This is a genomic window from Arthrospira sp. PCC 9901 (genome assembly GCF_059013425.1).
The window spans coordinates 690,378-717,180 of record NZ_CP102296.1 but is presented as its reverse complement, the minus strand read 5'-3'; the positions used below and the strand labels follow the sequence as shown (position 1 = coordinate 717,180).

The 26,803-nt window shown below is 43.9% G+C and carries 24 protein-coding genes; 12 read left to right on the top strand and 12 right to left on the bottom strand.

The annotated features are described in order from the left end of the window. Positions 1–16 precede the first annotated feature (16 nt). Positions 17–1,327 carry an aminopeptidase P N-terminal domain-containing protein gene (locus NLZ44_RS03225; RefSeq protein ID WP_493751836.1) on the top strand — a complete coding sequence of 437 codons (1,311 nt, stop codon included), beginning with the start codon at positions 17–19 and terminating at the stop codon, positions 1,325–1,327. 153 nt (positions 1,328–1,480) lie between these two features. Further along, entirely contained in the window at positions 1,481–1,825 is a 345-nt protein-coding gene (locus NLZ44_RS03220; protein WP_006623662.1) for an SH3 domain-containing protein, read from the top strand. A gap of 51 nt (positions 1,826–1,876) precedes the next feature. Here NLZ44_RS03220 and NLZ44_RS03215 read toward each other — a convergent pair whose 3' ends face one another. From NLZ44_RS03215 to rcbX, 4 genes are all read right to left on the bottom strand, one after another. Beyond that, entirely contained in the window at positions 1,877–3,430 is a 1,554-nt protein-coding gene (locus NLZ44_RS03215) for a hypothetical protein (protein ID WP_493751835.1), read from the bottom strand. 210 nt (positions 3,431–3,640) lie between these two features. Then, complete coding sequence (locus tag NLZ44_RS03210; protein WP_493751834.1) at positions 3,641–5,239, bottom strand: glycosyltransferase family 39 protein; 1,599 nt, start codon at positions 5,237–5,239, stop codon at positions 3,641–3,643. Positions 5,240–5,359: 120 nt separating this feature from the next. Continuing rightward, positions 5,360–5,695, bottom strand: coding sequence for a ribulose bisphosphate carboxylase small subunit (locus NLZ44_RS03205; RefSeq protein ID WP_006623659.1), 336 nt, complete (start codon positions 5,693–5,695; stop codon positions 5,360–5,362). Between the two features lie 48 nt (positions 5,696–5,743). Beyond that, positions 5,744–6,109, bottom strand: a complete 366-nt coding sequence (gene rcbX / locus NLZ44_RS03200; RefSeq protein WP_006623658.1) for a RuBisCO chaperone RbcX — start codon at positions 6,107–6,109, stop codon at positions 5,744–5,746. 73 nt (positions 6,110–6,182) lie between these two features. Between rcbX and NLZ44_RS03195 the strand changes: the two genes are divergently transcribed. Then, the gene (locus NLZ44_RS03195; RefSeq protein ID WP_493752940.1) at positions 6,183–6,374 is read left to right on the top strand and encodes a hypothetical protein; all 192 of its coding nucleotides are present in this window, start codon (positions 6,183–6,185) and stop codon (positions 6,372–6,374) included. Positions 6,375–6,611: 237 nt separating this feature from the next. On the opposite strand, the gene NLZ44_RS03190 is transcribed toward NLZ44_RS03195, so the two are convergent. Then, complete coding sequence (locus tag NLZ44_RS03190; RefSeq protein WP_493751833.1) at positions 6,612–8,042, bottom strand: form I ribulose bisphosphate carboxylase large subunit; 1,431 nt, start codon at positions 8,040–8,042, stop codon at positions 6,612–6,614. Positions 8,043–8,554: 512 nt separating this feature from the next. Here NLZ44_RS03190 and NLZ44_RS03185 point away from each other — a divergent pair. From NLZ44_RS03185 to NLZ44_RS03175, 3 genes are read left to right on the top strand one after another with little or no spacing between them, the layout of a single operon-like run. Next, a complete protein-coding gene (locus NLZ44_RS03185) occupies positions 8,555–9,451 on the top strand; it encodes a LysR family transcriptional regulator (protein WP_369299793.1) in 897 nt (298 codons plus the stop codon). 24 nt (positions 9,452–9,475) lie between these two features. Beyond that, on the top strand, positions 9,476–11,704 hold the full coding sequence (locus NLZ44_RS03180; protein ID WP_493751832.1) for an APC family permease: 2,229 nt from the start codon (positions 9,476–9,478) through the stop codon (positions 11,702–11,704). 35 nt (positions 11,705–11,739) lie between these two features. Beyond that, complete coding sequence (locus NLZ44_RS03175) at positions 11,740–13,383, top strand: alpha/beta hydrolase (protein ID WP_493751831.1); 1,644 nt, start codon at positions 11,740–11,742, stop codon at positions 13,381–13,383. 60 nt (positions 13,384–13,443) lie between these two features. Here NLZ44_RS03175 and NLZ44_RS03170 read toward each other — a convergent pair whose 3' ends face one another. Then, positions 13,444–13,794, bottom strand: a complete 351-nt coding sequence (locus tag NLZ44_RS03170) for a hypothetical protein (RefSeq protein WP_493751830.1) — start codon at positions 13,792–13,794, stop codon at positions 13,444–13,446. A 225-nt stretch (positions 13,795–14,019) separates the two neighbouring features. On the opposite strand from NLZ44_RS03170, the gene NLZ44_RS03165 reads away from it, so the two are divergent. After that, positions 14,020–14,253 carry a hypothetical protein gene (locus NLZ44_RS03165; RefSeq protein ID WP_006623317.1) on the top strand — a complete coding sequence of 78 codons (234 nt, stop codon included), beginning with the start codon at positions 14,020–14,022 and terminating at the stop codon, positions 14,251–14,253. A 52-nt stretch (positions 14,254–14,305) separates the two neighbouring features. On the opposite strand, the gene ilvC is transcribed toward NLZ44_RS03165, so the two are convergent. After that, positions 14,306–15,304 carry a ketol-acid reductoisomerase gene (gene ilvC / locus NLZ44_RS03160; RefSeq protein WP_006623318.1) on the bottom strand — a complete coding sequence of 333 codons (999 nt, stop codon included), beginning with the start codon at positions 15,302–15,304 and terminating at the stop codon, positions 14,306–14,308. A gap of 1,591 nt (positions 15,305–16,895) precedes the next feature. On the opposite strand from ilvC, the gene NLZ44_RS03155 reads away from it, so the two are divergent. Further along, positions 16,896–17,180: a hypothetical protein gene (locus tag NLZ44_RS03155; RefSeq protein ID WP_006623321.1), complete on the top strand. Its 285-nt coding sequence runs from the start codon at positions 16,896–16,898 to the stop codon at positions 17,178–17,180. A gap of 266 nt (positions 17,181–17,446) precedes the next feature. Here NLZ44_RS03155 and NLZ44_RS03150 read toward each other — a convergent pair whose 3' ends face one another. The 3 genes from NLZ44_RS03150 to NLZ44_RS03140 all read right to left on the bottom strand — a co-directional run bounded on the left by NLZ44_RS03150 (position 17,447) and on the right by NLZ44_RS03140 (position 21,357). After that, positions 17,447–19,342, bottom strand: coding sequence for a tetratricopeptide repeat protein (locus NLZ44_RS03150; RefSeq protein WP_008054622.1), 1,896 nt, complete (start codon positions 19,340–19,342; stop codon positions 17,447–17,449). 355 nt (positions 19,343–19,697) lie between these two features. Next, on the bottom strand, positions 19,698–20,570 hold the full coding sequence (locus NLZ44_RS03145) for a 6-carboxytetrahydropterin synthase (protein WP_006623327.1): 873 nt from the start codon (positions 20,568–20,570) through the stop codon (positions 19,698–19,700). A 136-nt stretch (positions 20,571–20,706) separates the two neighbouring features. After that, positions 20,707–21,357, bottom strand: a complete 651-nt coding sequence (locus tag NLZ44_RS03140) for a DnaJ domain-containing protein (RefSeq protein ID WP_493752939.1) — start codon at positions 21,355–21,357, stop codon at positions 20,707–20,709. A gap of 531 nt (positions 21,358–21,888) precedes the next feature. Here NLZ44_RS03140 and NLZ44_RS03135 point away from each other — a divergent pair. After that, complete coding sequence (locus tag NLZ44_RS03135) at positions 21,889–22,410, top strand: hypothetical protein (protein WP_006623329.1); 522 nt, start codon at positions 21,889–21,891, stop codon at positions 22,408–22,410. A gap of 1 nt (position 22,411) precedes the next feature. Here the strand turns inward: NLZ44_RS03135 and NLZ44_RS03130 are convergent, their stop codons facing one another. Both NLZ44_RS03130 and NLZ44_RS03125 read right to left on the bottom strand, forming a co-directional pair. Then, positions 22,412–22,882 (bottom strand): type IV pilin-like G/H family protein, encoded by a 471-nt coding sequence (locus tag NLZ44_RS03130; protein ID WP_493751829.1) that lies wholly within the window; start codon positions 22,880–22,882, stop codon positions 22,412–22,414. A 159-nt stretch (positions 22,883–23,041) separates the two neighbouring features. Continuing rightward, complete coding sequence (locus NLZ44_RS03125) at positions 23,042–23,167, bottom strand: hypothetical protein (protein WP_369299833.1); 126 nt, start codon at positions 23,165–23,167, stop codon at positions 23,042–23,044. Between the two features lie 550 nt (positions 23,168–23,717). Here NLZ44_RS03125 and NLZ44_RS03120 point away from each other — a divergent pair. The 3 genes from NLZ44_RS03120 to NLZ44_RS03110 all read left to right on the top strand — a co-directional run bounded on the left by NLZ44_RS03120 (position 23,718) and on the right by NLZ44_RS03110 (position 26,679). Continuing rightward, entirely contained in the window at positions 23,718–25,316 is a 1,599-nt protein-coding gene (locus tag NLZ44_RS03120; RefSeq protein ID WP_493751828.1) for a hypothetical protein, read from the top strand. 51 nt (positions 25,317–25,367) lie between these two features. Continuing rightward, the gene (locus tag NLZ44_RS03115) at positions 25,368–26,363 is read left to right on the top strand and encodes a pentapeptide repeat-containing protein (protein WP_493751827.1); all 996 of its coding nucleotides are present in this window, start codon (positions 25,368–25,370) and stop codon (positions 26,361–26,363) included. A 139-nt stretch (positions 26,364–26,502) separates the two neighbouring features. Beyond that, on the top strand, positions 26,503–26,679 hold the full coding sequence (locus tag NLZ44_RS03110) for a hypothetical protein (RefSeq protein WP_493751826.1): 177 nt from the start codon (positions 26,503–26,505) through the stop codon (positions 26,677–26,679). The last annotated feature ends 124 nt before the right edge of the window (positions 26,680–26,803 follow it).

Sequence of the window (26,803 nt, the reverse complement as noted above, 5' to 3'; positions counted from 1 at the left end):
CAGGAACAGTTAACCAATGACCACACCAGTAGAATATAAACAGCGTCGCGAACAGTTAATGGCTAAAATTGGTGGGGGTACTGCCATTTTTAGAAGTGCGCCCACAGCAGTTATGCACAACGACGTTGAATATTCTTACCGCCAAGATAGCGATTTTTTCTACCTAACTGGCTTTAATGAACCCAACGCCGTCGCCGTCTTAGCACCCCACCACGAAAAACATAAATTTATTCTATTTGTACAACCCAAAGACCCCGAAAAAGAAACCTGGACAGGATATCGAGTTGGGGTTGATAATGCTAAAACTATTTATGGTGCTGACGAGGCTTATCCCATTCATGAATTAGACGAAAAATTATCCCAATACCTACAAAAAGCCGATCGCATTTATTACCGACTAGGACCTGATCAACAATTTAACCAGATAATTCTCAACCATTGGCAAAATTTAATCCGGGTTTATCCTAAACATGGCACAGGTCCCATTGCTATCCAAGATGCTGGCACAATTCTCCATCCTCAAAGGCTAATTAAAAGCCCCAAAGAATTGGAATTGATGCGAAAAGCGGCGGAAATTTCTGTAGATGCTCACCAGAGAGCGCGAGAATTTGCTCAACCCGGGAAGTATGAATATCAGGTACAAGCTGAAATTGAATATTTCTTTAGTCAACATGGTGCGACTCCCGCCTATCCTTCCATTGTCGCCTCTGGTGAAAATGCTTGTATTTTGCATTACATTGAGAATAATCGCCAAATGCAAGACCAGGATTTATTGTTGATTGATGCGGGTTGCGCTTATCAATATTATAATGCTGATATTACTCGCACTTTTCCCGTTAATGGTAAGTTTACACCAGAGCAAAAAACTATTTATGAGTTGGTTTTGCGCGCACAAATCGCCGCCATTGAACAAGTGAAACCAGGAAATCCCTATAACCAGTTACATGATACGGCGGTGCGGGTTTTGGTAGAAGGTTTGCTAGATTTAGGATTACTCAAAGGCGATATTGAGCAGATTATTAAGGAACAAAAATATAAGCATTTTTATATGCACAGAACCGGACATTGGTTGGGTTTAGATGTTCATGATGTCGGGGTTTATCAGTGGGGTGAAGAACCGCAATTATTGCAGCCAGGACAGGTGTTAACTGTGGAACCGGGGATTTATATTAAACCGGATATTAAACCCGTGGAAGGACAACCAGAGGTCCATGAGCGATGGCTGGGAATAGGGGTGAGAATTGAAGATGATGTCTTGGTGACAGCAGATGGTTATGAGGTTCTTACGGCTGGGGTTCCTAAGTCGGTGTCAGCTATGGAAAGTTAGGCTTAATTTGGGGGTGGAATTTATGGTAATTTCTACCCCGGTTTAAACTTACCCATGAGTGATAAATATTAAGTTTGGTTAAAAAATGGCTGCTTACGGTCGATTAACAACTATAATGGAGTTAGGCAAATCATCACCAACAAACACCGATAAATGAATAATTGGTCTGGTTCTGTAATGATTTCAATAATCCTAGTCACCGCTACGGGTTGGGGAACAGCAGCGATCGCATTTACTGATTTTGACTCTGTTAAACCGTCTCAGGAATTACAACTCGCTCAAACCCCTGTAGGCGCTTGTATTGTCAATGACCCTACCGGAACTCCCTTAAATGTGCGAGCAACTCCTGCTGGTAAAATTGTTGGTAGTTTACCCAATGGAACTCGCGTAATTTTAGGAATAACAGACGGTAGAGAAGGACCGAACTGGACTCGCATTATCGGACCCATAGAAGGTTTTGTTTGGAGTCTATATTTAAGTAATTGTGTTTATCGATAAATAACTACCATCAAACACTACATAAACCGGGTGGGAGGACTATTTGACGCGCTAATAACCCGGTAAATTCGGGTCTCGACCTAATAATTCCATAGCTTTTTGGTGGCTTTCCCAAAGATATATAAGCAAGACAATAGCACAGGATATTATTGTGAGCATGAGACTCTGATAATAAACACGCAATAAGTTTTGTTTTGATTGCTTAATTTCCGACATTAACTGTTTAAAGGTATCATCCCCAAATACACTGACTGATAAATCATCCACTGCGATCGCCCAAATTTCACCATATTCTGGTACTGTTAACAATACCTGATTTTCTGCGATCGTCATGTTAGAAATATCAGTAGTTTCTGGTAGCGGAACTCTCTGGGGTATCAACCAGTTAGGATCGAACCTAATCAGGTTATAACGGGAAAAGGAACTTTCAGAAACTAACACCCACCAAAAGCCCTGGTTATCCTGTTCCAAAAATATCGGAAATGTTTTTCCACTGTCTGCGACAGTTAAAGCGATCCTCCTTCCTTCGATGTAGTAATTTGTATGATCTCTTAATAGTTTTTCCCAGGAGCGAATTATCCAATTTTTAGGTCGAGTTGTGTGGTCAGGAAGACACTCCGTAATAGGTCGTGGTGGTCGAACTGTATCAATTTGTTGATCTGGGGTAATTTCCAAGCCTTCGCTATTGGTTAACCAAGTAATCAGCCGAAAATTGTTACTATCAGCAACAGCCAATTTTCCGTTATTGTCAATGGTGATACCGTTGGGATAACACAGTAACATTTCTTCCCCTCTGGTACTTTCGACAATTTCCCCATTCATGGTTAAGGCGACGAGGCGATGTCTGGCTGTGTCCGTAGCATAGATTAACTGTTTTTCGTGATCAACAACAAATTTAAAGGTACTGCGAAACTCCCAATTTATTCCTGTATCTTTCTGAAAACCTGGTAATTCTTGACAAGTATTTTGGTCTAGTTGACAAGATTCGATTCTTCCAGTTTCCCAATTTCCGAGAAATAATTGAGAGCGATCGCTTACCTGTAGGTCTGTTATTCCTTCTCGAATACCTAAATCTTTTAAAGCATATTTATTGTGCAGATTTCCTTGAGAGTCTAAGTTATATAAATAACGATGATCCGTCGTCAAAATCTCACCATTGGGACTGGCGCTAATAAAGCCTAATTGTTGAGGATACGCCGCATTGAAGCCACTATAAATCGCCGTCAACAGTCCAATAAACATCACCACTGTTAGGGACTGAACAAATATTTTTAACTCTCGTGTTGGTTGACCATAGGAGATGATTACACCCGGAAAATTAGCTGATAGTTGATTAAACACTTCTCGAGTTTTCCGGCGGTCTATATTACCCCATATATCAGTAACCACAAAGTAATAACTTCTATTTTCTGAGGGATTAATAATCCGAATCAACGGAGGTATTTTCGACGATATTAAAACTTTGGGATTCATCAAAACCACTTCTGCATCTTGGTCAAATTCTTTCGTAATCACGCTAGAATCGCATTCAGAAGGCATTAAATAAATGATTTTCTGCTTTCCATATTGTAAAAATCCTGGGGTAGTTTCCAGATTGCTTTTCATCGTGATTTCCTCGATTCTATGTTGAGGAATAAAACCGACTATACACTGGTTAGGTTGGCGGTAATTGTAATTATGCTTAATACGTTTTAGGGTTCTATAACGCAATATTGGTTTATAAATTATTCCCAATATACTGACAATTACTGTAATTATAAAAGCAGTTAGATAAACCATAAATATATAGTTCATAGGACTACAACTCCTCTGCAATTATTGAACTTTCCACAGGTCTGGGGTCTCCAGGACTTGCTCAAGGTCGCCATAATTTTGCTGTAACAACTCTTGTAATTCCTGAGAAGGTCTAAATACAAAAATGGTGGACTGTTCAGGAATTAATTGTAATGATGGTTGATTACTCATCAGGATAAGTTTCACATCATTATTTAATAGATAACTGATGGAGATTAAATCTCCTGTATTAGTACCATTTCCCGCATCAGAAATTAGCACAGATGAGTTGGCTTGATTAATTTCTGTAGCCACTTGATGATTAAAATAGCTTAAACCTTTATCCCACCAAGTTGATGAAACTGTACTCACACTCAAGGAAATAATACTAGAACTTAGTAATATGGCTAATACCCACAGCCACAACTTTTCACCATCTAATAATGATTGACGACCGCTATTAAGGTGGGTTCCTAATAAAAAAGCGATCGCTATTTGAATAGCCGGAAAACAAGCGATCAGATACCGAGTGACAGAGGAACGTTGTCCTCCCCATAATAAATCTGGTAAAACCAGCAGGATAAACGGTATCCAAATGGCAGTTAAAATAAACAATCCGGTTTGACTATCATTGGTTTCACTTACATAATACAGAGCATAAATAATGAGCAGTAAAAACGGCAGCCTAAATAAATACGTCCAGAAGCTGTTAAAGCCAAAGTCAATATCAACTAAAACCGACGTAAAACTTAGCAGCCAAAACTTGGATAAATCCAGTAAACTCATCGATTGATGAGTCCAACTGGTTAAGGATTGAGCCTGTTCCCAATTATGGATAATAACAGTTATCCAGGGGAGATAAAGAACCAAAGTTAAACATATAGATATCCCCAACTGCATGAAAAACAAAGACGGACGTGGTTTATAATTCCGTCTCGGTTCTGACCCAAAAATCAAGATTCCCCAACCGATATGACTAGCTATAACTAATCCAAAAAATAAATGGGTATATAGTCCCAAAGTGCAGGTAATTACATAACCCAACCACCACAGCCAATTGTTAGTCCGACTCCCCTTGAGTAACATGAGACTAGAGGCGATAATTAAAGCGGTCATTAAGCTGTATTGACGAGCGGTTTGCGCTAATAATACATCCACCGGAGAAACAGCTAGTAAAGCGGTAGCCATGAGGGAAATTAGCGGAGATTGAAATAATTCCCAAGCTAAGGCATAAATAAGCGGTAAGGATATTAAACTAATGATGGCGGGTAAAAGACGGGAAGCTAAAATCGAACTGCCAAAGCCTCGCATCCAACCCCTAGCTATGAGATAATATAGGGGGGGATGATGGGGGTTTCTATGCAGAGATGCGAGAGTATCGGCGGCGGTGCTATCGGGTTTGAGGTGTTGATATTCTAGGACTTCTGAGGGGGTAAAAATGCGATCGCTGAACAATTGCTGATCTACCTGTTCCCGGGTAAAACCAGCCGATCGCAAATTGGTAAAAACTTCATCATGGGAATATAATTTGCGATCGAGACTCGCAAAACGAAACAACACCCCCAGGACAATCACGATCATTAACAGAATAACCAGGCGACGGGGTAGACCACCTGTAAACACCTTTGGTTGGTAGAGCATTCCTGTGGTTAAGGGTTTTTATCCATTCTACCCATATCATAAAGGCAGGGAGTCACCCCTGCCTCAAAATTTTAGAAATTGGCGGTTAGCCTAATCCTAGATTAAATTTTAGCGGGTGATTTAGTACAGTGAGCCAGTGGGACGGTGAACGATAAAGCTGAGAACTTGGCACTGCTTCACGTTATCAAAACCCATAACGCGGATAAAGCACTTAGGATATTCCCGACGGCATTCGTCGATTTCCGCCATAACTTCGCGAACGGAAGTTGCATTAAACAGAGGCAACTTCCACAGAGTCCAGTAGTGTTGCTCAGGCGCAGAGGATTCGCTGAATTCTACCCCAGCAATAAAGCCTTGCTCAAGAATATACTGAAGCTGTTTCTGGGTCTGAGCATCAGTCAGAGGGGGTAAATAGGACAGAGTTTCGTAACGGCGCTCTTTTGGTAGTGTTTGCATTGTGATTTTCCAGGGTAGTTGTTGAAATTAATTATTTAGGCTCCGACCTTAGTCGGGAGGGTTAGTCTCTGAAGTAGTGAGTTGCGTCATTCGTTCCAGGTACTGGCGGCGATGTGCCATATTTCCCTGCTGAATCCCCTGCCGAACCATCTCCGGTAGATAACCCGCCACCTCTTCAGCGAGATGATCTCGGACGGTCATGACTCGGAAAGCCAGTTCTTGATTTTCCTGTAACAGTTCCTCAAGATAAGCCTCACCATCCTGGATTTTCCCCTGAGAGGAAAAATCACTTAGCCAGATAGCTAAACCAGGGTTAGTCTCTGTCAATTGGTTGGTGATGATGATTACAGCTTGGTAGGTTAGGTAACTTGTCAGTACCTTGGTCGTGTCCTTGGCAACTTTTTTGATATCCATGTTCCGACACCAACCCTCTGTTAAGACTTCAAGTTTGAGATATTGGATTGAGTTGTATCCGTAGCTCTCCAAAATTGTCAAGTTAGAGGAGTTGCCCAATCCAAAATCACGTAAAACTCCTGGGAGGGTTGGAAGCTCCGTGATTTATCACAGAGAGGAAAACCGACTCAAGCGGCTGACCGCCGCCAGCACCCCCTTGCGGGGTGGAGGGGTATGGTTGCCCCTCCATGGAGCTATGGTTGGCTCCGACTCCCTTGCGGGGTAATGTTTGCTTCGCCAATGTTCAGAGTCGGTACTATCCAAATCGCACGTCCTTAACCCCTTAGAGATGTTTAACGATTCGGTTCTAGTGCCTGGAACTAGCACGCATTCCAGGGTAGGAACTTTAACTCTTGCTCTGAACGGAGCCAGTTAAGGCTTAGGCTGGTCAGCTACCTGAAAGGGGGGCACGAAGCCCCCGTGCTTCAGCCGGGGGTGCTGACTTCTCGAAATCTGAGGAAACCTACAGGGTGTCCATGGCCTCGAACTCGAACTTGATTTCTTTCCAAAGTTCGCAAGCCACAGCCAGCTCAGGACTCCACTTGCAAGCCTCACGAATCACGTCGCCGCCTTCACGGAACAGGTTGCGGCCTTCGTTACGAGCTTGGATACAGGCTTCGAGAGCCACACGGTTAGCAGTTGCACCAGGAGCATTACCCCAGGGGTGTCCCAAAGTACCACCACCGAACTGCAAGCAGGAATCATCACCGAAGATTTCCACCAGAGCTGGCATATGCCAAACGTGAATACCACCGGAAGCAACCGGCATTACACCAGGCATAGAAGCCCAATCTTGAGTAAAGAAGATACCACGAGAACGATCTTCTTCGATGTGGTCTTCCCGCATCAGGTCTACAAAACCCATGGTGATACCTTTTTCACCTTCGAGTTTACCTACAACTGTACCGGAGTGCAGGTGGTCACCACCGGACATCCGCAGACACTTGGCGAGAACCCGGAAGTGGATACCGTGGTTACGTTGACGGTCAACCACAGCGTGCATAGCGCGGTGAATGTGCAGCAACATACCATTATCACGGCACCAACGAGCCAGGGTGGTGTTGGCGGTAAAACCAGCGGTGAAGAAGTCGTGCATGATGATGGGGGTGCCGAGTTCTTTGGCAAATTCCGCCCGTTTCATCATTTCTTCGCAGGTGGGGGCTGTTACGTTTAGGTAGTGACCCTTAATTTCGTTGGTTTCAGCCTGGGCTTTTTCGATCGCCTCTTGTACAAATAGGAAGCGATCGCGCCAGCGCATGAACGGCTGAGAGTTGATGTTTTCGTCGTCTTTGGTGAAGTCCAGACCGCCACGCAGACACTCATAAACCGCACGACCGTAGTTTTTCGCCGACAGACCCAGTTTAGGTTTGATGGTACAACCCAACAGAGGACGACCGTATTTATTCAATTTGTCCCGCTCAACGGTGATACCGTGGGGAGGGCCTTGGAAGGTTTTCAGGTAAGCAATTGGAATCCGCATATCTTCCAACCGCAAGCCCCGCAGAGCCTTAAATCCAAATACGTTACCCACGATGGAGGTTAACATATTGGTAACGGAACCTTCTTCAAACAGATCCAGCGGATAGGCAACAAAGCAGAAATATTGATTGTCTTCGCCGGGTACTGGTTCGATGTGGTAGCAACGACCTTTGTAGCGATCGAGGTCTGTTAACAGGTCAGTCCATACAGTTGTCCAAGTTCCGGTGGAAGATTCTGCTGCTACTGCTGCTCCCGCTTCTTCCGGGGGAACTCCCGGTTGAGGAGAAACACGGAACGCGGCCAGAATGTCTGTATCTTTGGGCGTGTAATCCGGCGTGTAATACGTCAGCTTATAGTCTTTTACACCAGCCTGATATCCGGCTTTCGATTTGGTTTGAGTTTGAGAGTAAGACATAACTCCTTTATATCTCCCTTCTGAGGAATCGCTCTTTAAATTTCCGGCTATTTGCCGATTGATTAAAATACTATCAATAAATGGCTTCAGTCAACCTTTAATATTGTTAATATTTCCATTACATTTGTTTATATTTCTTTGCAAAACCACACATTCGGTCCCCGGAAAAAATATCCATATCACTAAATGGCTAAAAAAAATATTAAGTATTGTAAATATTATCTATATGACAGTTTTAGGGTTGGGATATCAGCGATCGCGATCAAAAATCTCGATCGCCCCTCCATACCAACCGGGCGCAACTGAAAGCCAACAGATAACCCATGGGTTATACAGGGGCGGGAATTAGTCCCAGCCGGAAAAAGGCTTTCCGCTTCCTTCGGATCTAGGAACTGCTATAACCGAAATAGGTAATTATATTATATCAGTGTCAATCTATTGTATATTCTCTATATTTTGATAGACTTAAATCAATAGTACAATCATCACCCATTACTTGGAGGACAAAGCTGGTGATTCAGGCCACACTGCATCAGTTAAAGGTTTTTGAAGCCGTAGCGCGTCACGGTAGCTTCACTCGCGCAGCAGAAGAGTTATTGATCACCCAACCCACTGTCTCAAGTCAAGTCAAACATCTATCGCAAGCGGTGGGACTACCACTATTTGAGCAAATTGGCAAACAACTTTATCTTACTGATGCAGGTCAGGAGTTACAAGCGACCTGTCACGATATTTTCCAGCGCCTGGAACATTTCGATATGACCATTGCTGACCTGAAAGGCGCTAAACAGGGACGATTAAGTTTATCAGTAGTCACCACAGCTAAATACGTGATTCCCAGACTGTTAGGGTCTTTTTGTCAAAACTACCCAGCCATTGATATTGCCCTACAGGTGATCAATCACCAACAGATTACCCAACGGATGCTGGAAAATCAAGATGATCTATATATACTAAGTCTACCGCCCGAAGATATAGACCTTTGTACGAAACCCTTTTTAGATAATCCCCTAGTGGTGGTAGCCCCCTGTAACCATCCCCTAGTCGGTCAAACCCAAATTCCCATTGAAGCGCTGAACAATGAACCATTTATCATGCGAGAATCTGGGTCAGGGACTCGTAGGGCAGTGCAGAAATTATTTGACAAGAGTAAGGTATCAGTGCGGGTACGCCTAGAGTTAGGTAGCAACGAAGCGATCAAACAAGCGATCGCCGGAGGTCTGGGGATTTCCGTTTTATCCAAACATACATTAAACTCGTATGGCGATCGAGGAGAGCTAACCACTTTAGATGTGGTAGGATTTCCCATCCAACGCTGTTGGTATGCAGCCTATCTCAACGGGAAACAATTATCAGTTGTCGCCCAGACCTTCTTAGAGTATCTTCTCGAGTCCGGTAAGTCTAATTGACTTGGGTTGAAACATAGTGTGATCATGAAACTACCCTTTTGGCCATCTCAACCACCATCAGAACCCCCGCCAACTTCCCAAACCGGAGCCGGTTTAGGGACTTTTGGTGGTGTCTTCACTCCCTCAATTTTAACCATCCTGGGGGTGATTATGTATCTGCGATTTGGATGGGTAGTGGGTCAGGTGGGACTGTGGGGAACCTTAGCTATTGTCACCCTATCAACATCTATCACCTTTCTGACCTCCCTTTCCATTTGTGCGATCGCCACTGATCAAGTAGTCAGAGCCGGCGGAGCCTATTATATGATTAGTCGCTCCCTCGGTATTGAATCCGGCGGAGCCATTGGGATACCCTTATATTTTGCCCAAGCCATCTCCGTTGCTCTGTATACCATTGGTTTTGCCGAAAGTCTAGTCATCACCTTTCCCCAACTCAATATTAAAGTTGTAGCCATCATCACCACCATCATGGTGGCGATAATTGCCATTAAGTCCGCCAAATTAGCGATTAAAGCCCAATACTTCATCATGGCAGCGATCGCCCTATCCCTAATCTCCCTATTATTCGGTAGTCCAGTCGAAGCCAGCACACAAGACATAGCAATTGCCACCAACCTCCCCAAAGTAGGATTTTGGCAAGTGTTCGCCGTCTTTTTCCCCGCCGTTACCGGAATTATGGCAGGGGTCAATATGTCAGGAGACCTGCAAAACCCCACCAAAGCCATCCCCACAGGAACCCTCGCCGCCGTCGGCACAGGTTATGTAATATATATGTTGCTACCCGTCCTATTATGGATGCAAGGGGATACAGAAAGCCTCCTAGCCGATGCGCTAATCATGAAACGGATAGCTTTCTGGGGACCATCTATCTTGCTGGGAGTCTGGGGAGCCACCCTATCGAGCGCCCTAGGTAGTATATTAGGAGCGCCAAGAGTCCTGCAAGCCTTAGCCAAAGATGGCATTTTACCCAACTGGTTAAAATTCCTAGGAACCGGATCGGGACCCGATAATGAACCCCGTATCGCCACAGTTGTTACCCTAGGATTTGTATTAATCGCCGTTGCTGTCGGCGACCTCAACCTGATCGCCCCAGTGTTGAGTATGTTCTTTCTGACCACCTATTTGGTACTCAACCTAGCAGCAGGTATCGAGACCTTTTTAGAAAGTCCCTCCTTTCGTCCCACCTTCAAAGTTCACTGGCTATTGTCTCTGTTGGGAGTCGTCGGCTGTTTAGGCGTAATGTTCCTCATTGATGCGATCGCCACCATTATCGCGGCTATCATTGTCTTTAGTATCTATATTTGGTTAGAGCGACGAGAACTAGAAAGCGCCTGGGGAGATATCCGTCAGGGAATTTGGATGGCGCTAGTGCGTCGGGGTTTATTTCAACTGAGTTACACCCCAGACACCAAAAACTGGCGACCCCATATCCTCACCTTTTCCGGTGCGCCCAATAAACGTTGGTCTTTAGTGGAATTAGCCTCCAGCCTCAGTCATAACCGTAGTTTATTTACTGTTAGTACAGTTTTACCCACAGGCTCCCGTAGTCCGACCCAAAGAAATGAAATAGAAGCGATTTTGCGCGATTATTTAGAAAAACGAGCCATAGCAGGCTTAGTCCGGGTGATTATGGCAGATGATCCTTTCACTGGCTCCCGTCAACTCGTAGAATCCTACGGAATTGGTCCTTTAGTACCCAATACAATTTTATTAGGAGATTCCCAATCCCCTGAACGTCGAAAATCATATTGTGAAACCCTAGTACATTTTCACAAAACCGCTCGTAGTGTACTCATACTAAGAGATGAATCAGATCGGGGATTTGGCGATCGACAGAAGATTGATATCTGGTGGGGGGGTCTTAATTCAAATGGAGGCTTGATGCTAATTCTGGCTTATTTGCTGCGGACGAGTCTGGAATGGCGCGGAGCCGAAATTAATTTAAACTTAGTTGTACCCGACGAAACAGCAGCACTAGCAGCTCAGACTAATTTGGCTAAAGTTGTTACACAGTTACGCATTGGGGCTAAACCCAAGGTGATTGTGTCTCAAGGACAACCTTTCCCGGAAATTCTACGGTCTTCCTCTCAGGATGCAGATTTGGTATTTTTGGGTATGGCTACCCCCAAAGAGGATTTGCAGTACAGTAAATATTACGAGGGACTCCAGAAAATGGCTACGGGATTACCCGCTACAATTTTTGTGTTAGCTGCTCCTGATTTTGCCTTCTCTGAGGTGTTACAAAAAGATTAGGTTCACTTTTTTTTCAACCAGTAGTCTGAGGTGTTATGGGGCTGAACTTTCAATGGTCTAGGTTCAAGTTAGCTGTACTTTCGGCGATCGCATTGGGGACTCATATTGCGATCGCTACCCCAGTGAAGGCAGCAGAAACAATTATAGTTCGCCAAGGGATTATGTCTCTCTCTCTGGCGATCGAAGATTTAGAAACATTAGCCAACACCGGAAAAGTTCCCCCCGGACTCCGAGGTTATGAACTGTTTTTGTCCCCTCAACAAAAACAACAAGTCCTGGGAGTCTTCAATGCTCAAGTAGGTATCCCACCCACCGCCGTCCGCAATTTACTCACAACCCAAATTGGCGAAAACATCCTTGACGAAATTGCCACCATTACCCGCACTCAGGACCCCCAAACCCGAGGCGCAGACATTAAAACCGCCCTATTAGAAGCAGCCGAAAGCGAGTCTGGGTTATCAATACTAGGGTTTTTACAAAGCTACCCTAACCCAGAATTGAGAATTGATATCGATGTCGCCTTTGATGTATTTAGTCGCCTCAACCGTTCTTTTTGGCAGACTCAGCAGTTTATGGTGGAAATAGTCCAACAATTAGGACCCACAGATGCTAATTTAACCCTCCCCCTAGACCCCACCCAACCGGGTCCTCACCAAGTGATCACCACTACCCATACTTTTGAGGATACAGCCAGAAACCGCACCATTGATGTAGATATTTACTGGTCAGAAGCCGTAACTAGCGATCGCCCTGTGGTACTGTTTACCCATGGTCGCGGTTCCGTTCGCAATGAATTACAATATGTAGCCCGCCACCTAGCATCTCACGGCTATGCTTTCGTCACCTTAGAACATCCCGGGAGTAACCAGACCTATATTAACCAAAATCTGGCAATGCAACCACAGGAGTTGTTAGAACGTCCCCAGGATATTAGTTTTGTTCTCGATCAGTTAACTCAACTAACGCAAACTGGTGGAGTTATAGAACGTAGCCTTAATCCTAACCGCGTTTTAGTGATTGGTTATTCCCTCGGTGGTGGTACAGCTTTAACTATAGCTGGGGGAGAGTTTCAACTCGACTCCCTACGCCGACGCTGTCAGCAGGACGCAATCACTTTAAGTTCAGGACAAATTACCCAATGTATCGCCACTGAACTACCAGGCGATCGCTATCGGCTATATGATCCCCGCATTAAAGCAGCGATCGCCCTTAATCCTACCGCATCGTTGCTTTTTGGTGAAACCGGACTAACTCAAATCCGAGTTCCCACCCTCATTTTCTCCACCTCCGCCGATAAACTCACCCCCGCCTTATCCGACCAAATCGCCATATTTCCCCAAATTCCCGCCCCCAAATGGTTAGTTGGGGTTTTGGGAGGAACCCACCTCAGCGCCAAAGACCCCGATTTTGTCTTAGATCAATCCCGCGTTCCCAGGACACCCCTATCTGGTGATGAGGTAGCAGGTATCGCCGCCGCCGATATCCAAAACTATGTAAAAGCCTTTACCCTAGCTATGGCTGCACAACTGACACCAGAAGCCGAAAAATATCAAGTTTTTCTTACCCCAGAATACTTTGAGTTTATTTCTACCGATGCCTTTCCAGTGCGGCTACTCACGGAAATTCCCGAACCCATGCAGGTCCTGGTTGATTCATTTCTGGAAAACCAGTTACCGTGAGATATTCCCGACCCTGACTCTACCCCCACCAAGGGGAGGAGGGGGCTTTCCGGCTAACAGCTAAACCTTACCAAAATGGTAGCTAGTGTGAGCCCCATTAGGGTAGAGAAAAGTGCAAACCACAGAGACATCAGGGTTATAAGCAATTAGCATCTCTTGCAATTTCATCTGTTTCCAATCGGATAGCATGGAATCAAGACTACTCATGGGACGATATTGGAATTGCCATTCTTCCAACTCTGTCGAGTTATTCTCCAACTGGCGCAACAGCACCACTGTTCCTTTTTCCCCACTGTTTTTATAGCCGCGATCGCCGATTTCCGATATTTTATCGGCATTGGCTTCAATCACTGCAATTTGTTGTTCGGGAGTTTCTAAAACATCAGCCATAGTCATTCGCGATCGCCTCATCAGATCATCGAAGCCTTGCCCCTGGTAGGACTTAGGCTCGTAAACCCAGCCAGCACTGACCGTGCGGGGTGCTGAAAGGTTAACATAGAACTATCATCAGGAAACCCGAAACCGGAAACAGGGAAGAGGCATTCCTGGCATCTACCGTGAGATATAGTACATTGGCTATATCTATATTCCACCAATGTCAGTAACCCCAGTAAATCTTAGCCCCAATCAGTTAATATGACTCCTAAAAAAATTCTCGGGCTGATAGTGTTCGCCCTAATTGTTACCTTTATCACCTCTGCTGATGGTTTTACCTTCCTACCCGACCCAGTGCGGGGCGCTAGTAAAACCAGCCGCGAATTTTTAATTGGGCTGGTTCCCGACTGGCTAACCCCCCGTAATTTCAACGAAGAACGGGAAAGGGATGTCGAACAGTTACAGAATACCACGCCAGCCAATAGCGGTAATTAAGGCAAAAAGTCAGCCGAGCAATAACTGAGGGACTCTCTCCCCCAGAGTATCATTAGGCTTTCTTTTTCAGCCAGCTAAACATCGCCCGCAGGTCATGACCAACTTCTTCGATAGGATGTTCGGCTTCCTGGCGGCGCATGGCGGTAAACCCGGCTTTACCAGATTGATTTTCTAACACAAACTCCCGCGCAAACTGACCTGTTTGGATCTCTTTGAGGATCTGACGCATTTCTGCGCGGGTCGCATCTGTAATTACACGGGGGCCGCGAGTATAATCTCCATATTCAGCCGTATTGGAGATACTATCGCGCATTTGAGCCAAACCACCCTCAACCACTAAATCTACAATCAGTTTCACTTCGTGGAGGCATTCAAAATAGGCTAATTCCGGCTGATATCCAGCCTCTACAAGGGTCTCAAATCCAGCTTTGATCAGCGCACTTAAACCACCACAGAGAACCGCCTGCTCGCCAAATAGGTCGGTTTCTGTTTCTTCCCGGAATGTGGTTTCTAAGATGCCACCACGAGTGCCACCAATACCTTTAGCATAAGCCATAGCGCGATCGCGGGCTTGTCCTGACGCATCTTGATAAACCGCAAACAGACAAGGAACCCCCTGTCCTTCTTCATATGTACGGCGCACCAGATGTCCGGGACCTTTGGGCGCTACCATGATCACGTCTACATTCTCTGGGGGGACAACTTGACCAAAATGGATATTAAACCCGTGGGCAAATGCTAGGGTTTTGCCTTCGCTGAGATTGGGTTCGATTTCGTTTTTGTAGACGGTTTTCTGCACTTCATCCGGCAGCAGGATCATAATTAGGTCGGCAATTTTAGCCGCTTCATCTACCGGATAAACTGTTAAACCAGCATCTTTGGCTTTAATGGCTGACTTACTCCCCGGATATAGCCCGACGATGACGTTCATGCCACTATCTTTAAGGTTAAGGGCATGGGCATGGCCTTGGGAGCCATAACCGACAATTGCAATGGTTTTACCTGCCAATAGATCTAGGTTGGCATCGGCATCGTAGTACATACGGGCCATAATCCGGGTTCTCCTTTTCAAGTCGTGTGTAAGGGGTACTTGCAAAACTTAAATCATATCATGGTTGCAGACCTAGTGGCATATATAATCCTGGCTACTATTTTCGTGGCTACTCAAAGCCGTCACCTGATAGCTTGGACAGATTTATCATAGATTTCGGGCAGAATACCCCATCCTTCTTGCCAGGTGGGGATGAATGCCCGACCAATATGCTCAATCCGATAGCACAATATACAAAACTGAACTTAACTTTTTGAATCCAATTCGATTGGCTCTAGGGTTCAAAGATTTCGTGATTACGTCTAAGCCGCAAAAATTCCCTAATCCTCGTTATTTTCAAGGTTCATTAAGACGCTGAACCATTCTACAAAGGAGGGTCAGTCGAAAATTCAAAGACTCTCATCACCCCGATAATATAGGGTTAGACTGGCTAAAACTTACGCAAAAATGGCTAATCAACGATTAGATATGCCATAATAATTAGTCGCTAATTAAGGTTCGATAACCAAGCCATTGGTTACGAATACTTAAACATTAAAGCCATGGTGCATCGGGATTTTGCTGAATATATTGTAACGTTTTTAGAATACCAATGGGAGTTATAAGGGTGCGAAATTTACCGAGCATATAGATTTTCAATTACCCCAAAATATTCGATTCCTGGGTATATCAAAGAATATTTAACTCTATTAACTAGAGAAGGGACTTGTCCGTAATGCCATACATCTCATGATAGAGAGATTAATGCTTGTCTAAACCTTTGGCAATTTGCCGAGTTGAAAAGAGGGCAGGAAGTGTGCGAATCTACGCCTAACCAGACAGTTAAAAGGCGATCGTATCAAGAACGCTAGTTCTTGAGGGTAGGAAGCCCGACCCTGAACGTGGTAGGGTGGGGTACTTCATGTAAACATCTTTTACAAATTGTTAAATATCCGGGATCAATCTTGTTACATCATCTTAAATAGGCGATCGCTCAAAACTCTTGCCAACAGTAACTTAGGGTTTTTTTTGCTCAAATTTTGGCCGGGATTTGTTATTAAGTCTTGTATCAGGGTCTTGCTGTGAAGGGCAAATCTGAGTTTCAATTAGAAGTATAACCAACCATTTGCGGGATGGGAGTTGTTAAAGCCTCCAACCCAGAGTCAGCACCCCCGGCTGAAGCACGGGGGCTTCGTGCCCCCCTTTCAGGTAGCTGACCAGCTATAGCCTTAACTGGCTCCGTTCAGAGCAAGAGTTAAAGTTCCTACCCGGGAATGCGTGCTAGTTCCAGGCCCTAGAACCGAATCGTTAAACATCTCTAAGGGGTTAAGGACGTGCGATTTGGATAGTACCGACTCTGAACATTGGCGTTCGCGCAGCGTGCGCGTTAGCGCAAGCGCAAACATTACCCCGCAAGGGAGTCGGAGCCAACCATAGCTCCATGGAGGGGCAACCATACCCCTCCACCCCGCAAGGGTTCAACCTTTACCAACCCCGCAGGATCTACGCTTATGGCTATCGAATGGGCAATTTCGGGGGTATTTAACCCGGCTCAATTGCTGCTCCTATCCCAACCCACCCACAAGGGGATGGTGTTTCTCGGAGGAAGATCATGAAAAAACCTTCACAGTTGACACGGCTGATTTGGGATTTCTATCGAGAAAACGAAGCCGAATTGCAACAGCTTAGACCCTTGGGACAGTGTAAAGTCTATAGGCGGTGGGGTGTTTTGCATATTCAGTGCGTGAACAAGGACATCGCAGAGGCTGTGAAATCTTCCCGATCGCTAATTCAGGAACCTGTTGTTCTGATGCGACTGGCTCATAAAATTAAAATATCCGTTAAGAATACAACGGTGGCTGTGTTTGATGTTAATTGGGACACTATCATTGCCTAGAACCTTTTGGCAACCCATAATCTAGTCCCTACGGTCATCGGATTGTAGGGACTTTGTTTTTTTCACAATTTTTTCTCAAATTTCCCGGAGTGCTTCATCTGTGACGGGAATAGGAAAAAGTAGATGCACCCTGATGGTTTTCCCCTGGCTTCGGCTGGGGGATTTTTTTTCCAAATAGTGGACGGTTGCCAATTTTAAGGCGATCGCCACCTTAACCGAGCGATCGCCTTCATCAACATCTCAAATGATCAGCAGCTTTCCATCTATTAGGTGGGAACAGGTGAGAAACCATTATTATCACCTATCGATTGAGAAGCATTAGCCGATTTTTTGCCGTTGCGTAAATCCTTTTGAATGGAGATAGCTTTTCCCAAAGAAGCGATCGCCTCCTGATATTTTTTCAGTCGGGACAATAAAGCGCCCCTGTGTCGCCAACTTTCCGCATGATCTGGCTTCAAAGCAATCGCCGTATCAAAACAAGCGATCGCATCATCATGTTGTTCCATTTTCTCTAAACAGATTCCCCGTTGACACCAAGCCTGATAAGCATCTGGCTGTAAAGCAATCACCCTATCCCAATTAGCCAGCGCCTGTTCATACTGTTTTAAAGCCGTTAAAATCTCTCCTCGCCCCATCCAAGCCTCATAGCTATCCGATTTAAAGCTAATAGCCCGATCATAACAAATTAAAGCCTCTTCATAACGTGCTAATTTTACTAAAACTCCCCCCTGAGAAATCCAAAGTTCTGGATCCTTAGAATTCAGAGATATCGCCTGTTCATAGCAAGAAAGCGCCTCCGAATATTGATGAATGTGACATAAAGCCATCCCTCGATTTGCCCAAATATCAAACTGACCTGGATTAATTTGAATCGCCCGATCATAAGATGATATGGCTTCCTGATAGCGTTTTAATTGACTTAAAACATTCCCGCGATTATGCCAAGTTTCATAATGATTTGCTTCCAGCATAATCGCCCGATCATAAGACTCTAAAGCCTGCTCATACTTCTGAAATTTACGCAGTAAAGCCCCCCGATTGTGCCAAACCGCATAATCATTAGGCTCAATCTTTAACGCCCGATTATAGGCTTCCAGAGCCGGGGAATAGCGTTTTAACCGCACCAAAACATTACCCCGATTATACCAAGCATCTGAGCGCTGAGGCTGAATTTTTAAAGCCCGATCATAACACTCCAAAGCCTGCGAATATTGTTGTAGGCGCACCAAAGCATTACCCTTTTGATACCAAGCCTCATCTAAATCAGGGTTAATTTCCAAAGCGCGATCGCAAGCTGCGATCGCTTGTTTATATTGACGTTCATTAATTAACGCTTCCCCCTTTTTGAGGAAATCATCCGCAATTAAAGGCTGAGAAGTGGGGGGATGCTTAGGAGGTAATGGATGATTAGATGTAGATTTCGAGGGTAGTTGAGACATAGGCGGCGCAGGAACTGGTACCCCTGGCGGCTCCACCTGTTCCATTGTCTGATTTCTATAATTTTGCAGCTCCATCATCATCTCTTGTACCTGTCTCAGATACTGTAGCTTCAGATGTTCTAGTTCTTGAATAGAAGCCTTAGAAGCCTCAACCTCTTTTCTTAAAAACTGAATAGACTTTTGTGCTACTCTCACCTGAATTTCTAAATCTTTAACCAATTTTTTAGATTGATAATTAGAAGATTTTAGTTGTGATTCTAAACCATCAAACTTATCTAATCTTTTGTTAGTTTCCGTCACCAACTCTCGAATCACCAAGCGCCGCACTAACCAGAAAAACATCAAAGTTAAAGTGGGCGACAAAGTAGAAATTAACAGCAAAGTATTAAGTAATATAACCGTGTAGCCAAATTCAGAAGTACCCACAGAAGGACTCACCTTCGCCACTGACAAAGCTGGGGAAGCTGAAGCTATAAATACCACCTCATCTGTTGTTAATGATGAATCCTCGGCTAATTCTGGCTGACTCCAAGTTTCCGGGGCGCTAACAGTCGCAGTAAGTTCAGCTTGGCTAATTTCGATATCAATTTCATCAACCAAATTTTCCGTATCAGAAACCGGATTATAACTAGATGTTACATTAGGGGCAGCAGTTGCCTGATTTACCGATTCGTTAGCTGCAAGCGCAGTCAGAGTCAACAGTGTTAGGGTCGATAGCCTCATGGATATAACTCACTCTTGCTTGATGATTAGGGGGATGGATAACGGATAGCTAAATAGTGACTCCCCCCCCCGGTTTAATATCCTTTAAACTCAGGGAGAGTGTCTTAGCTAGTTCATAATTACAACCCAATTTTTACAGGTCAGGAAATTGACAGTTATAATCTAGGGAGTTCAGGATGGGTGAAGACGAGATCCTGTTCCTAACCCATCATCAAAGTTCCAGGTAGCAATGGCAGCCCCGACCCTCCGGGAAAAACTATGGGTTCGGATTTTATATAAACATCAAAAAAAGCAGGCAAAATACCTGCTTTGTCTCTGGAAAAATTCAGCTAATTGATATCCGTTGGGATATCCCTTATACACCTACTGCTACCGGTTCTCGATTGGCGGCGAGATGGGGTTGGTGTTCCGATGTTGTGCAGTATACCTCACAGGAATTGTTAGGGCTTTCAATCAACTTGATTTTATGGAGATGCGCTCCTAATTCATCAATGGGATTTTGCAGCAAGTCACGGATATAAACCGCAATATTTTCAGCCGTTGGTACTACCTTAGCAAAGTAGGGGATATCTTTGTTGAGGAAAGTATGATCGAAGGGTTCAACCACATAATCATCGATCGCCTTCTGCACAGCCCCTAAATCCGCAATCATACCCGTCCGGGGGTCAATTTGACCACGAATAGTCACTTCTAGGTGATAATTGTGTCCGTGACCGTGAGGGCGGGCGCATTTGCCATAAATTTTGGAGTTATCCTCATCACTCAGGAGAGGGTGAGCTAGTCGATGAGCCGCGCTAAAGTGGGTGCTGATGGTTAGATATGCTTCCATGGAGTTTCCTTGATAATCTGCCCAAAGTTGGGGGTGTTCAAATAGTTGAATGTTGGTTAGGGGTAAATGGGGGGCTAGACGATGCCAGATTAAATAAGCCAGAAATTCAGTGGTGGGTAGGGTGTCCTGAAATTCCAGCCATGCTTCATTCAGAAATGAAAAATCTAGGGGTTCGGTAACTTCACTTCTGATGGTATGTTTGACGTTCGACAGGTTAAGTACCATGCCATATTCGTCTAGTTCCCCCACCATTGAAACATACAGGACATAATTATGACCGTGACCGGGGGCGCGGGCTGTTTGTCCAAATTTGGCAAAATTTTCGGCTTCGCTCAGTTCTGGCAACCAGTAACGGTGACTGGCTGAAAACTGGGCGCGACGGGTGATCAGGCATTGCATAAATGCAGGTTAATTTTTGCTTGTTAAGTTCTGTTAACTAATGTAGTCGGTTTCGGAATTTTTTTCAACCTCGATCCCGATGGTATGATGATCTGCTCAAGAAATTATGGCGATCGCTCTCTGGTTAAAGGACTGGTTAAAGGAATTTATGGATTTGGTCTTGGGCTTCTTGACGTAAGCGATCGGCAATGCGGAAAAATTCCTGGCCCGCGTGTAGATAGGATTCGTCATAGTTTAGGGTAAACATATTTAATTCTTCAATACCATCACCAATATGATTCAGACAGTAATAAAGATGCGCCGCCACTCCCGCAATATTCGCCGGGTTGGGAGCCGAACGAAATCGAGTTTGGCTTTCAGCTAGGATATCTCTACAGGTTTCAATATATGCTTGGAAATCTGCCATTAATTCATCATCAAAGGGGTCGCCGGATAAGTTATCTATTTCTTGTTTAAAGGGTTGAAAAATTCGGTCAATATTTTGATTCACAGGTCTATAGACTTCCTGCAACCATTGGTCTAGATCAAAATCTTTAGACCGCCCTTGTGGCTTAGGTTTACCTGGTCGGGTGGGGCGGCTTAGGCTGCGGTCATAATTCTGACGTTTCTGGGGATCACTCAGCACTTCATAGGCTTGATTAATCCGAATAATTGTATCGTGATTGGCTGTTTCTTCCTGACTGTCTGGATGGAATTTTTTGGCTAATCTCCGATAGGATTTTTTGATGTCTGTTTGACTCGAAGTGGGTGCAACCTCTAAGATTCTATAGTAATCATCAATTGGCATCATCTTTGAATGGTGAGAATGAGAGTTTAAAAGTTGCTAAAATTACCTGGTATTTAGCTATTATATCAATTGATGCAGCCCCGACAATCTCTGGTGGCAATCATCATAATTAACCACATTGCCATATTTAAACACCCAGAAATTATTAGATGTCTGAAATATTTTATACATAATAGCTGAATTTTATCATCAATATCTAGCCATCTTTTCGGGCCTTCCTTCACGTCGCTGGCCCTGGAGGACTGAGGGCCGACTACAGCCATCTGGTTTCTGGGTTAGGGGACTCAGTAATGGTCTCCTATCACCTATATTTATGCTGATGCTCCAAGTTATCTGGGTTAATCAAATATTAATTTATCCTTGAATCCATCTCCCGGATATCATTTGATGTTTTTTGTCAACCCCCCAAGAGCAGGAATATTATCATCTTTTTGCAGATTTTGCTATTAACAACAATCTGTTAAAATTGTAACGGAGAGTGGAATATATCCCCAAGACTAAAACTCCCCAATTCGTCAATGAGGAAAATATATGAGTAGACTGCGTAAAATTCTCGCTGGGGCTGGAATTGCTACCGTCGGTGCTATTGGTACTAAGATGGCGGTAGATTATTTCCGCAATCGCAATAAAGAAGAAGTGGTTGACGAAACTGAAGATGATGTCGAGGAAGAAGAACTTCCGGCTGAACAAGTTAGCTATGCTGTGGTTCAGGATGATTCACTTCAGGAATTCCTTGATGCGGCTTTTGGTGCCCCCGGTCGCTATGTTCCTACCCGCCCTTCTAAGGTTTTCTCCTATCACGGGGAAGAGTATATGGTGGTTTGGACTTATGATAATGATAAGTCTAAAAATCAAATGTTGGCGTTTAAATACACTGATGCCGGACGGAAGATGATCGCTAGTGTTGGATACACCAGCGAGAAGACTGATTATAACTTGACTGGTTTGGATCAAACTGAATTTGCGATCGAGGTTAATGGCGAAAAAATCACTTCTGGTCAAGGAGAAACAGACGGCACAGATGATGTGGATTTTGTTCCGGTAACTGCCTAGATTAGCGTACTGGACTAGATCCGGGAGGACATTTTAATCCTTGACTAGGTACAGGGGTTGAGGATAATAAGGGGGGTACTTTAGATGGTGTGTCCGTTTGGCACAGGTTCGCCATCAAGACCACCCCTCCGTCGTTTTTTCCTACTGTCATGACACCACTATAACTACGCAGGTCATCGGTTTTGGCTGTGGCTGTTATGAAGACGGTTTGAGCGGTTTCGCCTTCGGTTCTAATGGCGTATTGATAACTATCGGTTTCCAGATTTAAATTACCAGATAGACCGTGAAGGGAACTGGCAAAATAACCTTGATTTTGATAATATGTCTGCTGTCCCAAGGCGATCGCTTTCATCATTAAAGGAGCGCGATCGCTGCTTCGCCACCCTGGTATATCTTCCAGGAAAGATGAAAAATCCACCTGACAACCCGTTAAAACGATAGGAGCCAAAAATATCAAATATTTCCACATCATCTGAGTTTCCTTGACTTAACGCGATGCTAGACCTCACTACAAGGCGATCTGGCTTGATTCCTGAAATTCATCAGAAATCACAATTGGCTCGGAGATGGTTTCATGGGTGGCTAACCGCAACCTTTGGACAGTCCCGGAGAGGACTATATGAGTATTTACTCATGGGGGCTTGACAGCGATCGCACCTCTGAAGCGATCGCCACAGCCATAAATAGGTAAACTACCTTCAGGGAAGTGGTAGTGTCCTGGGGGATAATATGCGATCGGAGCTAGGGATTGTCCCAAAAGTGCTAAAACTTGGCGATCTTAGTTGAGGCTTTGGGTAGGATCGGCACCTATCGTTGGTAACCAGCTAACAGGCTACCATGGGCTGTGTCAACCGAAAACTATCCGATTATGATTGATATAGCCGGGGTCTGACGCAGCCTACGCCACCAATATCGCACGCTTAGTGCGATCGCATCAAAGTCCGCCATCAGTTCTGGGGGGGGTAATCTAAATGGCTGAATGAGAATGATTAACCATTATACAATAAATGACCTACAATGTACCTGTTAACAGGTACAACATTGTAGATAGAGGCGAGTTTTAAATGCTCTATTATGATGATTATTGGGTGTTTATATATTCCGTAAAATGAACTTAAATAATTCCGGTTGGCTTGGTTAACTTTGGCGAAATTATTGATTAATAATCCTACTTTGCCAGGCTGAAATAAAGGCAATATTTACCTAAATATAGATTGTCTTTATATGAATGATTAATTTGGTGAATTTGTTGGCTCGCACTATCACAAAATAACTGTTTATTTATCAATGATTTGTAGGAGGCAAAAATGCCAGCCAAATCGACCCTTGATGATGTTGTGCAAAACTTGGATACCAGCGATGAGGCGTTTCGGATCAAAAAAATCATGATTTGTGCTACCCATGGTAAATGGGAGAGTGATTCAGCAGTCATAGAAAATACTCCTATGCGGGATTTAGTGCAATCTTTGTACTGGAGTACCCAAAGCCTTGAACGGCTTAATAGTATTTTGAATAAAATTTTATCTAAAATTAACAAAAAAACAGAATATACAGTTATTGTTAATCTAGTATTGAGTCAAGTTGGGAGATTGTACCTTGAGGGAGATCAGGAACCTTCTACTGAGATGGTTATGACTTCCTATCAGCCGTCAGACCGTCCTCACTCTCAACTTGATTTGTCGGTTAATCCCGACAGCTTAAACCACCAAAATTCCCAGGGAAAAAAACTAGATAATATCTTTGATATTCGTTTCAAAATTATGCAAACTGCCAACCCATTAAGGGTTAAGATATTGATATTTTCCGTCTTAGAAAATGAGTTTACATTTAGCGATCGCGACTGGCTACAACTCAAATCAATCGAGTTAGATAACCTGATTGAACAACTATTTCAAATGTTTCCTAAGTTTGAAGATTTGAAAGTTTATCTAAAAAAAATGGTCGCTTACCTAGAGGATTCTGATGAAGATGCTCAAGTGGCAACAGTTTTAATTGAATCCATGCGTCTTTGTTATAATCACCAAACAGTTAATCACAACTATTTTCAGGAATTACCAGACTCCAATTATAGTCAGGCTCAAAAATTATCAGATCTGGCGAAAACTCAGGGAATTGATCTGAACGAAAGCCAGACTATTCAAGTATCAACCCCCGCCAATGTAACCCAATCAAACATCCCCGAAATATCAGGATTACAAACTGTACCAATTCCTACAGATTCCGGTCAACCCCTATCAAATAGTCAATTAGTGCCAGAGTCATCCGGTAACCGTTCCAAGTCCAATATTATTCAGGAACGTTTGGGGCTAAAAGATGATATTCACAAGCGAGTTAGCCAAGGAGTTACCGAAGCCATAACATCGATCGCTAATACCTTACAGACCTTAGAAGACCAACTAGATGGCAGAATGATTAGCTATGATATTGAGCAGCAATTAAAATTCAAGTATGAGGTTCTTAAAGACTTCATTGCTCAAGTACAAGAACAAATCCTACAACTAGAAGAAATAGTTGATCAATCCGAAACGACAGAACGACAACAAACCGAACCCCAATCAGAAATTACTGACCCGTTACCAACACCTACTCAGATATCAGATTCCGGGGGTACTAATCAGGTTCTCGAACTAGCTAAACAGGGTAATCCTAAAGCGATCGCATCCTTCCTCAATCACTTAGTCAAATCCAAAGGTATCCACGTCCTAGCGCAATCTAAAAATCAGTGTTTGCATCTAATTCTCGAATCCCAGCACAGTTTTTCGCCCGAATCAACCACCCAGTTTATCCACAAAAAGTTACTATCCCTACAACTACAATCTATTAACATTGTCAAAATTTACTTCCGCAAGCCAGGTGATCAGTCTTTTATTTGGACTCAAAAAATCAACTATGGAAACCATAGTTAATACTTGATAATTCAGAATAAATTAACAGCCAAAGTACAAGGATGAATAGGGATGGATGAGCGGACTTTCTTAAATAAATATCGAAGTGGAGAAAAATTGTTTCGAGGTGTTAACCTCCGCAATGCTGAACTAAGTAATGCTGACCTAATTGGAGCCAATTTAAGTGGCGGTGATTTTCAAGGAGCCAATTTTGTGTTAGCCTATCTTAATGGAGTTAACCTAACTAGGGCAAATTTAGAAAAAGCCAGATTAGCAGGAGCTAACCTATCACGAGCTAATTTAAGTGGCGCTCAACTAACCGACGCTGATTTTCATGGTACTATCCTGCAAGCAGCCGACCTGAGAAAAGCTAATTTAACCCTAGCCACATTAGTTGATGCTAACCTAATTCAAGCAGATTTACGCGGTGCTAATTTGCAAGGTGCAGATTTAAGGGGTGCTTGTCTACGGGGTGCAAATATGCGTTATGAAAGGCGTATTTATGAGAGTGTAAATTTACGAGGCGCAGATTTAAGAGGTACCGATTTACAGGGGGTTAATCTCACCGGGGCTGATTTAACCCGCGCTAACCTAACGGGGGCTAATTTAACTGAATGTGTACTGCGTGGCGCGATTCTCAACCAGACTAACCTTTCCGAAACCAATTTACAAGGGGCGATTTTAACAGAAGTTAATTTAAGTGGTGCTAATTTAATTGGTTCCCGCATGGTTAAGGTAAAACTAGAGCGAGCCATCTTGACTAACGCCCAAATGCCTAGGGTGGAATTGTGCGACTCAATTTTACCAGATGCTAATCTCAGTAATGCTAATCTCAGTCATGCTAACCTAAGCCGGGCGAATTTGGTACGGGCGGAACTAAGTCGGACTAATTTAAGTTCGGCTAATTTGACTCAGGCTGATTTAACCGATGCTTCTCTTGGTCGGACAAATTTGCGAAATGCTAACCTTAGCTATGCCTACTTAACTCGTGCTGAGTTTAGTAGTGCTAATACCATTGGGGTAAACCTACATGGCGCGATCATGCCTAATGGCGAGATTCATGATTGATAGGGCTTTGATGTACTACTTTAGATAGATTTTGCCCGGAGTTTGGGCGCTTTTGGCAATACTTATGCTATGCTTTATATATGAAAATTAATTTCATTCAGTCACTAAACAGAATAAGGCTGAGAACAGCACTTTAATTATGACCACAAGTGAAAGCACTAACTCATATTTAGAGGCTCCTCAGCCTAGCAATTGTTCAGTTCACAATTCTTCTGAAACATTTTCCAACATTATGCAAAAACTAATGAACTACGCGGATCGTAGCATTACGGTTTTATTTTCTATTCTGAGACAAGTTGAGGAGAACCTAGGTTAGAACTATAAACCCAAAAAACTGAAAAATCACCCGGTTTCTGTATCTTAACCTTCGAGTCAGAAACCGGGTGGTTTTTTTGGCTAGGTGAAGTTTAAACAAACAAAAAGCGCCCCCCGGCTGGGAG

Excerpts from the sequence above, each read along its gene's own strand:
- NLZ44_RS03225 (WP_493751836.1), top strand. The coding sequence starts at position 17 with ATGACCACACCAGTAGAATATAAACAGCGTCGCGAACAGTTAATGGCT.
- NLZ44_RS03220 (WP_006623662.1), top strand. The coding sequence starts at position 1,481 with ATGAATAATTGGTCTGGTTCTGTAATGATTTCAATAATCCTAGTCACC.
- NLZ44_RS03215 (WP_493751835.1), bottom strand. The coding sequence starts at position 3,430 with ATGAAAAGCAATCTGGAAACTACCCCAGGATTTTTACAATATGGAAAG.
- NLZ44_RS03210 (WP_493751834.1), bottom strand. The coding sequence starts at position 5,239 with ATGCTCTACCAACCAAAGGTGTTTACAGGTGGTCTACCCCGTCGCCTG.
- NLZ44_RS03205 (WP_006623659.1), bottom strand. The coding sequence starts at position 5,695 with ATGCAAACACTACCAAAAGAGCGCCGTTACGAAACTCTGTCCTATTTA.
- rcbX (WP_006623658.1), bottom strand. The coding sequence starts at position 6,109 with ATGGATATCAAAAAAGTTGCCAAGGACACGACCAAGGTACTGACAAGT.
- NLZ44_RS03190 (WP_493751833.1), bottom strand. The coding sequence starts at position 8,042 with ATGTCTTACTCTCAAACTCAAACCAAATCGAAAGCCGGATATCAGGCT.
- NLZ44_RS03180 (WP_493751832.1), top strand. The coding sequence starts at position 9,476 with ATGAAACTACCCTTTTGGCCATCTCAACCACCATCAGAACCCCCGCCA.
- NLZ44_RS03175 (WP_493751831.1), top strand. The coding sequence starts at position 11,740 with ATGGGGCTGAACTTTCAATGGTCTAGGTTCAAGTTAGCTGTACTTTCG.
- NLZ44_RS03170 (WP_493751830.1), bottom strand. The coding sequence starts at position 13,794 with ATGAGGCGATCGCGAATGACTATGGCTGATGTTTTAGAAACTCCCGAA.
- NLZ44_RS03165 (WP_006623317.1), top strand. The coding sequence starts at position 14,020 with ATGACTCCTAAAAAAATTCTCGGGCTGATAGTGTTCGCCCTAATTGTT.
- ilvC (WP_006623318.1), bottom strand. The coding sequence starts at position 15,304 with ATGGCCCGTATGTACTACGATGCCGATGCCAACCTAGATCTATTGGCA.
- NLZ44_RS03155 (WP_006623321.1), top strand. The coding sequence starts at position 16,896 with ATGAAAAAACCTTCACAGTTGACACGGCTGATTTGGGATTTCTATCGA.
- NLZ44_RS03150 (WP_008054622.1), bottom strand. The coding sequence starts at position 19,342 with ATGAGGCTATCGACCCTAACACTGTTGACTCTGACTGCGCTTGCAGCT.
- NLZ44_RS03145 (WP_006623327.1), bottom strand. The coding sequence starts at position 20,570 with ATGCAATGCCTGATCACCCGTCGCGCCCAGTTTTCAGCCAGTCACCGT.
- NLZ44_RS03140 (WP_493752939.1), bottom strand. The coding sequence starts at position 21,357 with ATGCCAATTGATGATTACTATAGAATCTTAGAGGTTGCACCCACTTCG.
- NLZ44_RS03135 (WP_006623329.1), top strand. The coding sequence starts at position 21,889 with ATGAGTAGACTGCGTAAAATTCTCGCTGGGGCTGGAATTGCTACCGTC.
- NLZ44_RS03130 (WP_493751829.1), bottom strand. The coding sequence starts at position 22,882 with ATGATGTGGAAATATTTGATATTTTTGGCTCCTATCGTTTTAACGGGT.
- NLZ44_RS03120 (WP_493751828.1), top strand. The coding sequence starts at position 23,718 with ATGCCAGCCAAATCGACCCTTGATGATGTTGTGCAAAACTTGGATACC.
- NLZ44_RS03115 (WP_493751827.1), top strand. The coding sequence starts at position 25,368 with ATGGATGAGCGGACTTTCTTAAATAAATATCGAAGTGGAGAAAAATTG.
- NLZ44_RS03110 (WP_493751826.1), top strand. The coding sequence starts at position 26,503 with ATGACCACAAGTGAAAGCACTAACTCATATTTAGAGGCTCCTCAGCCT.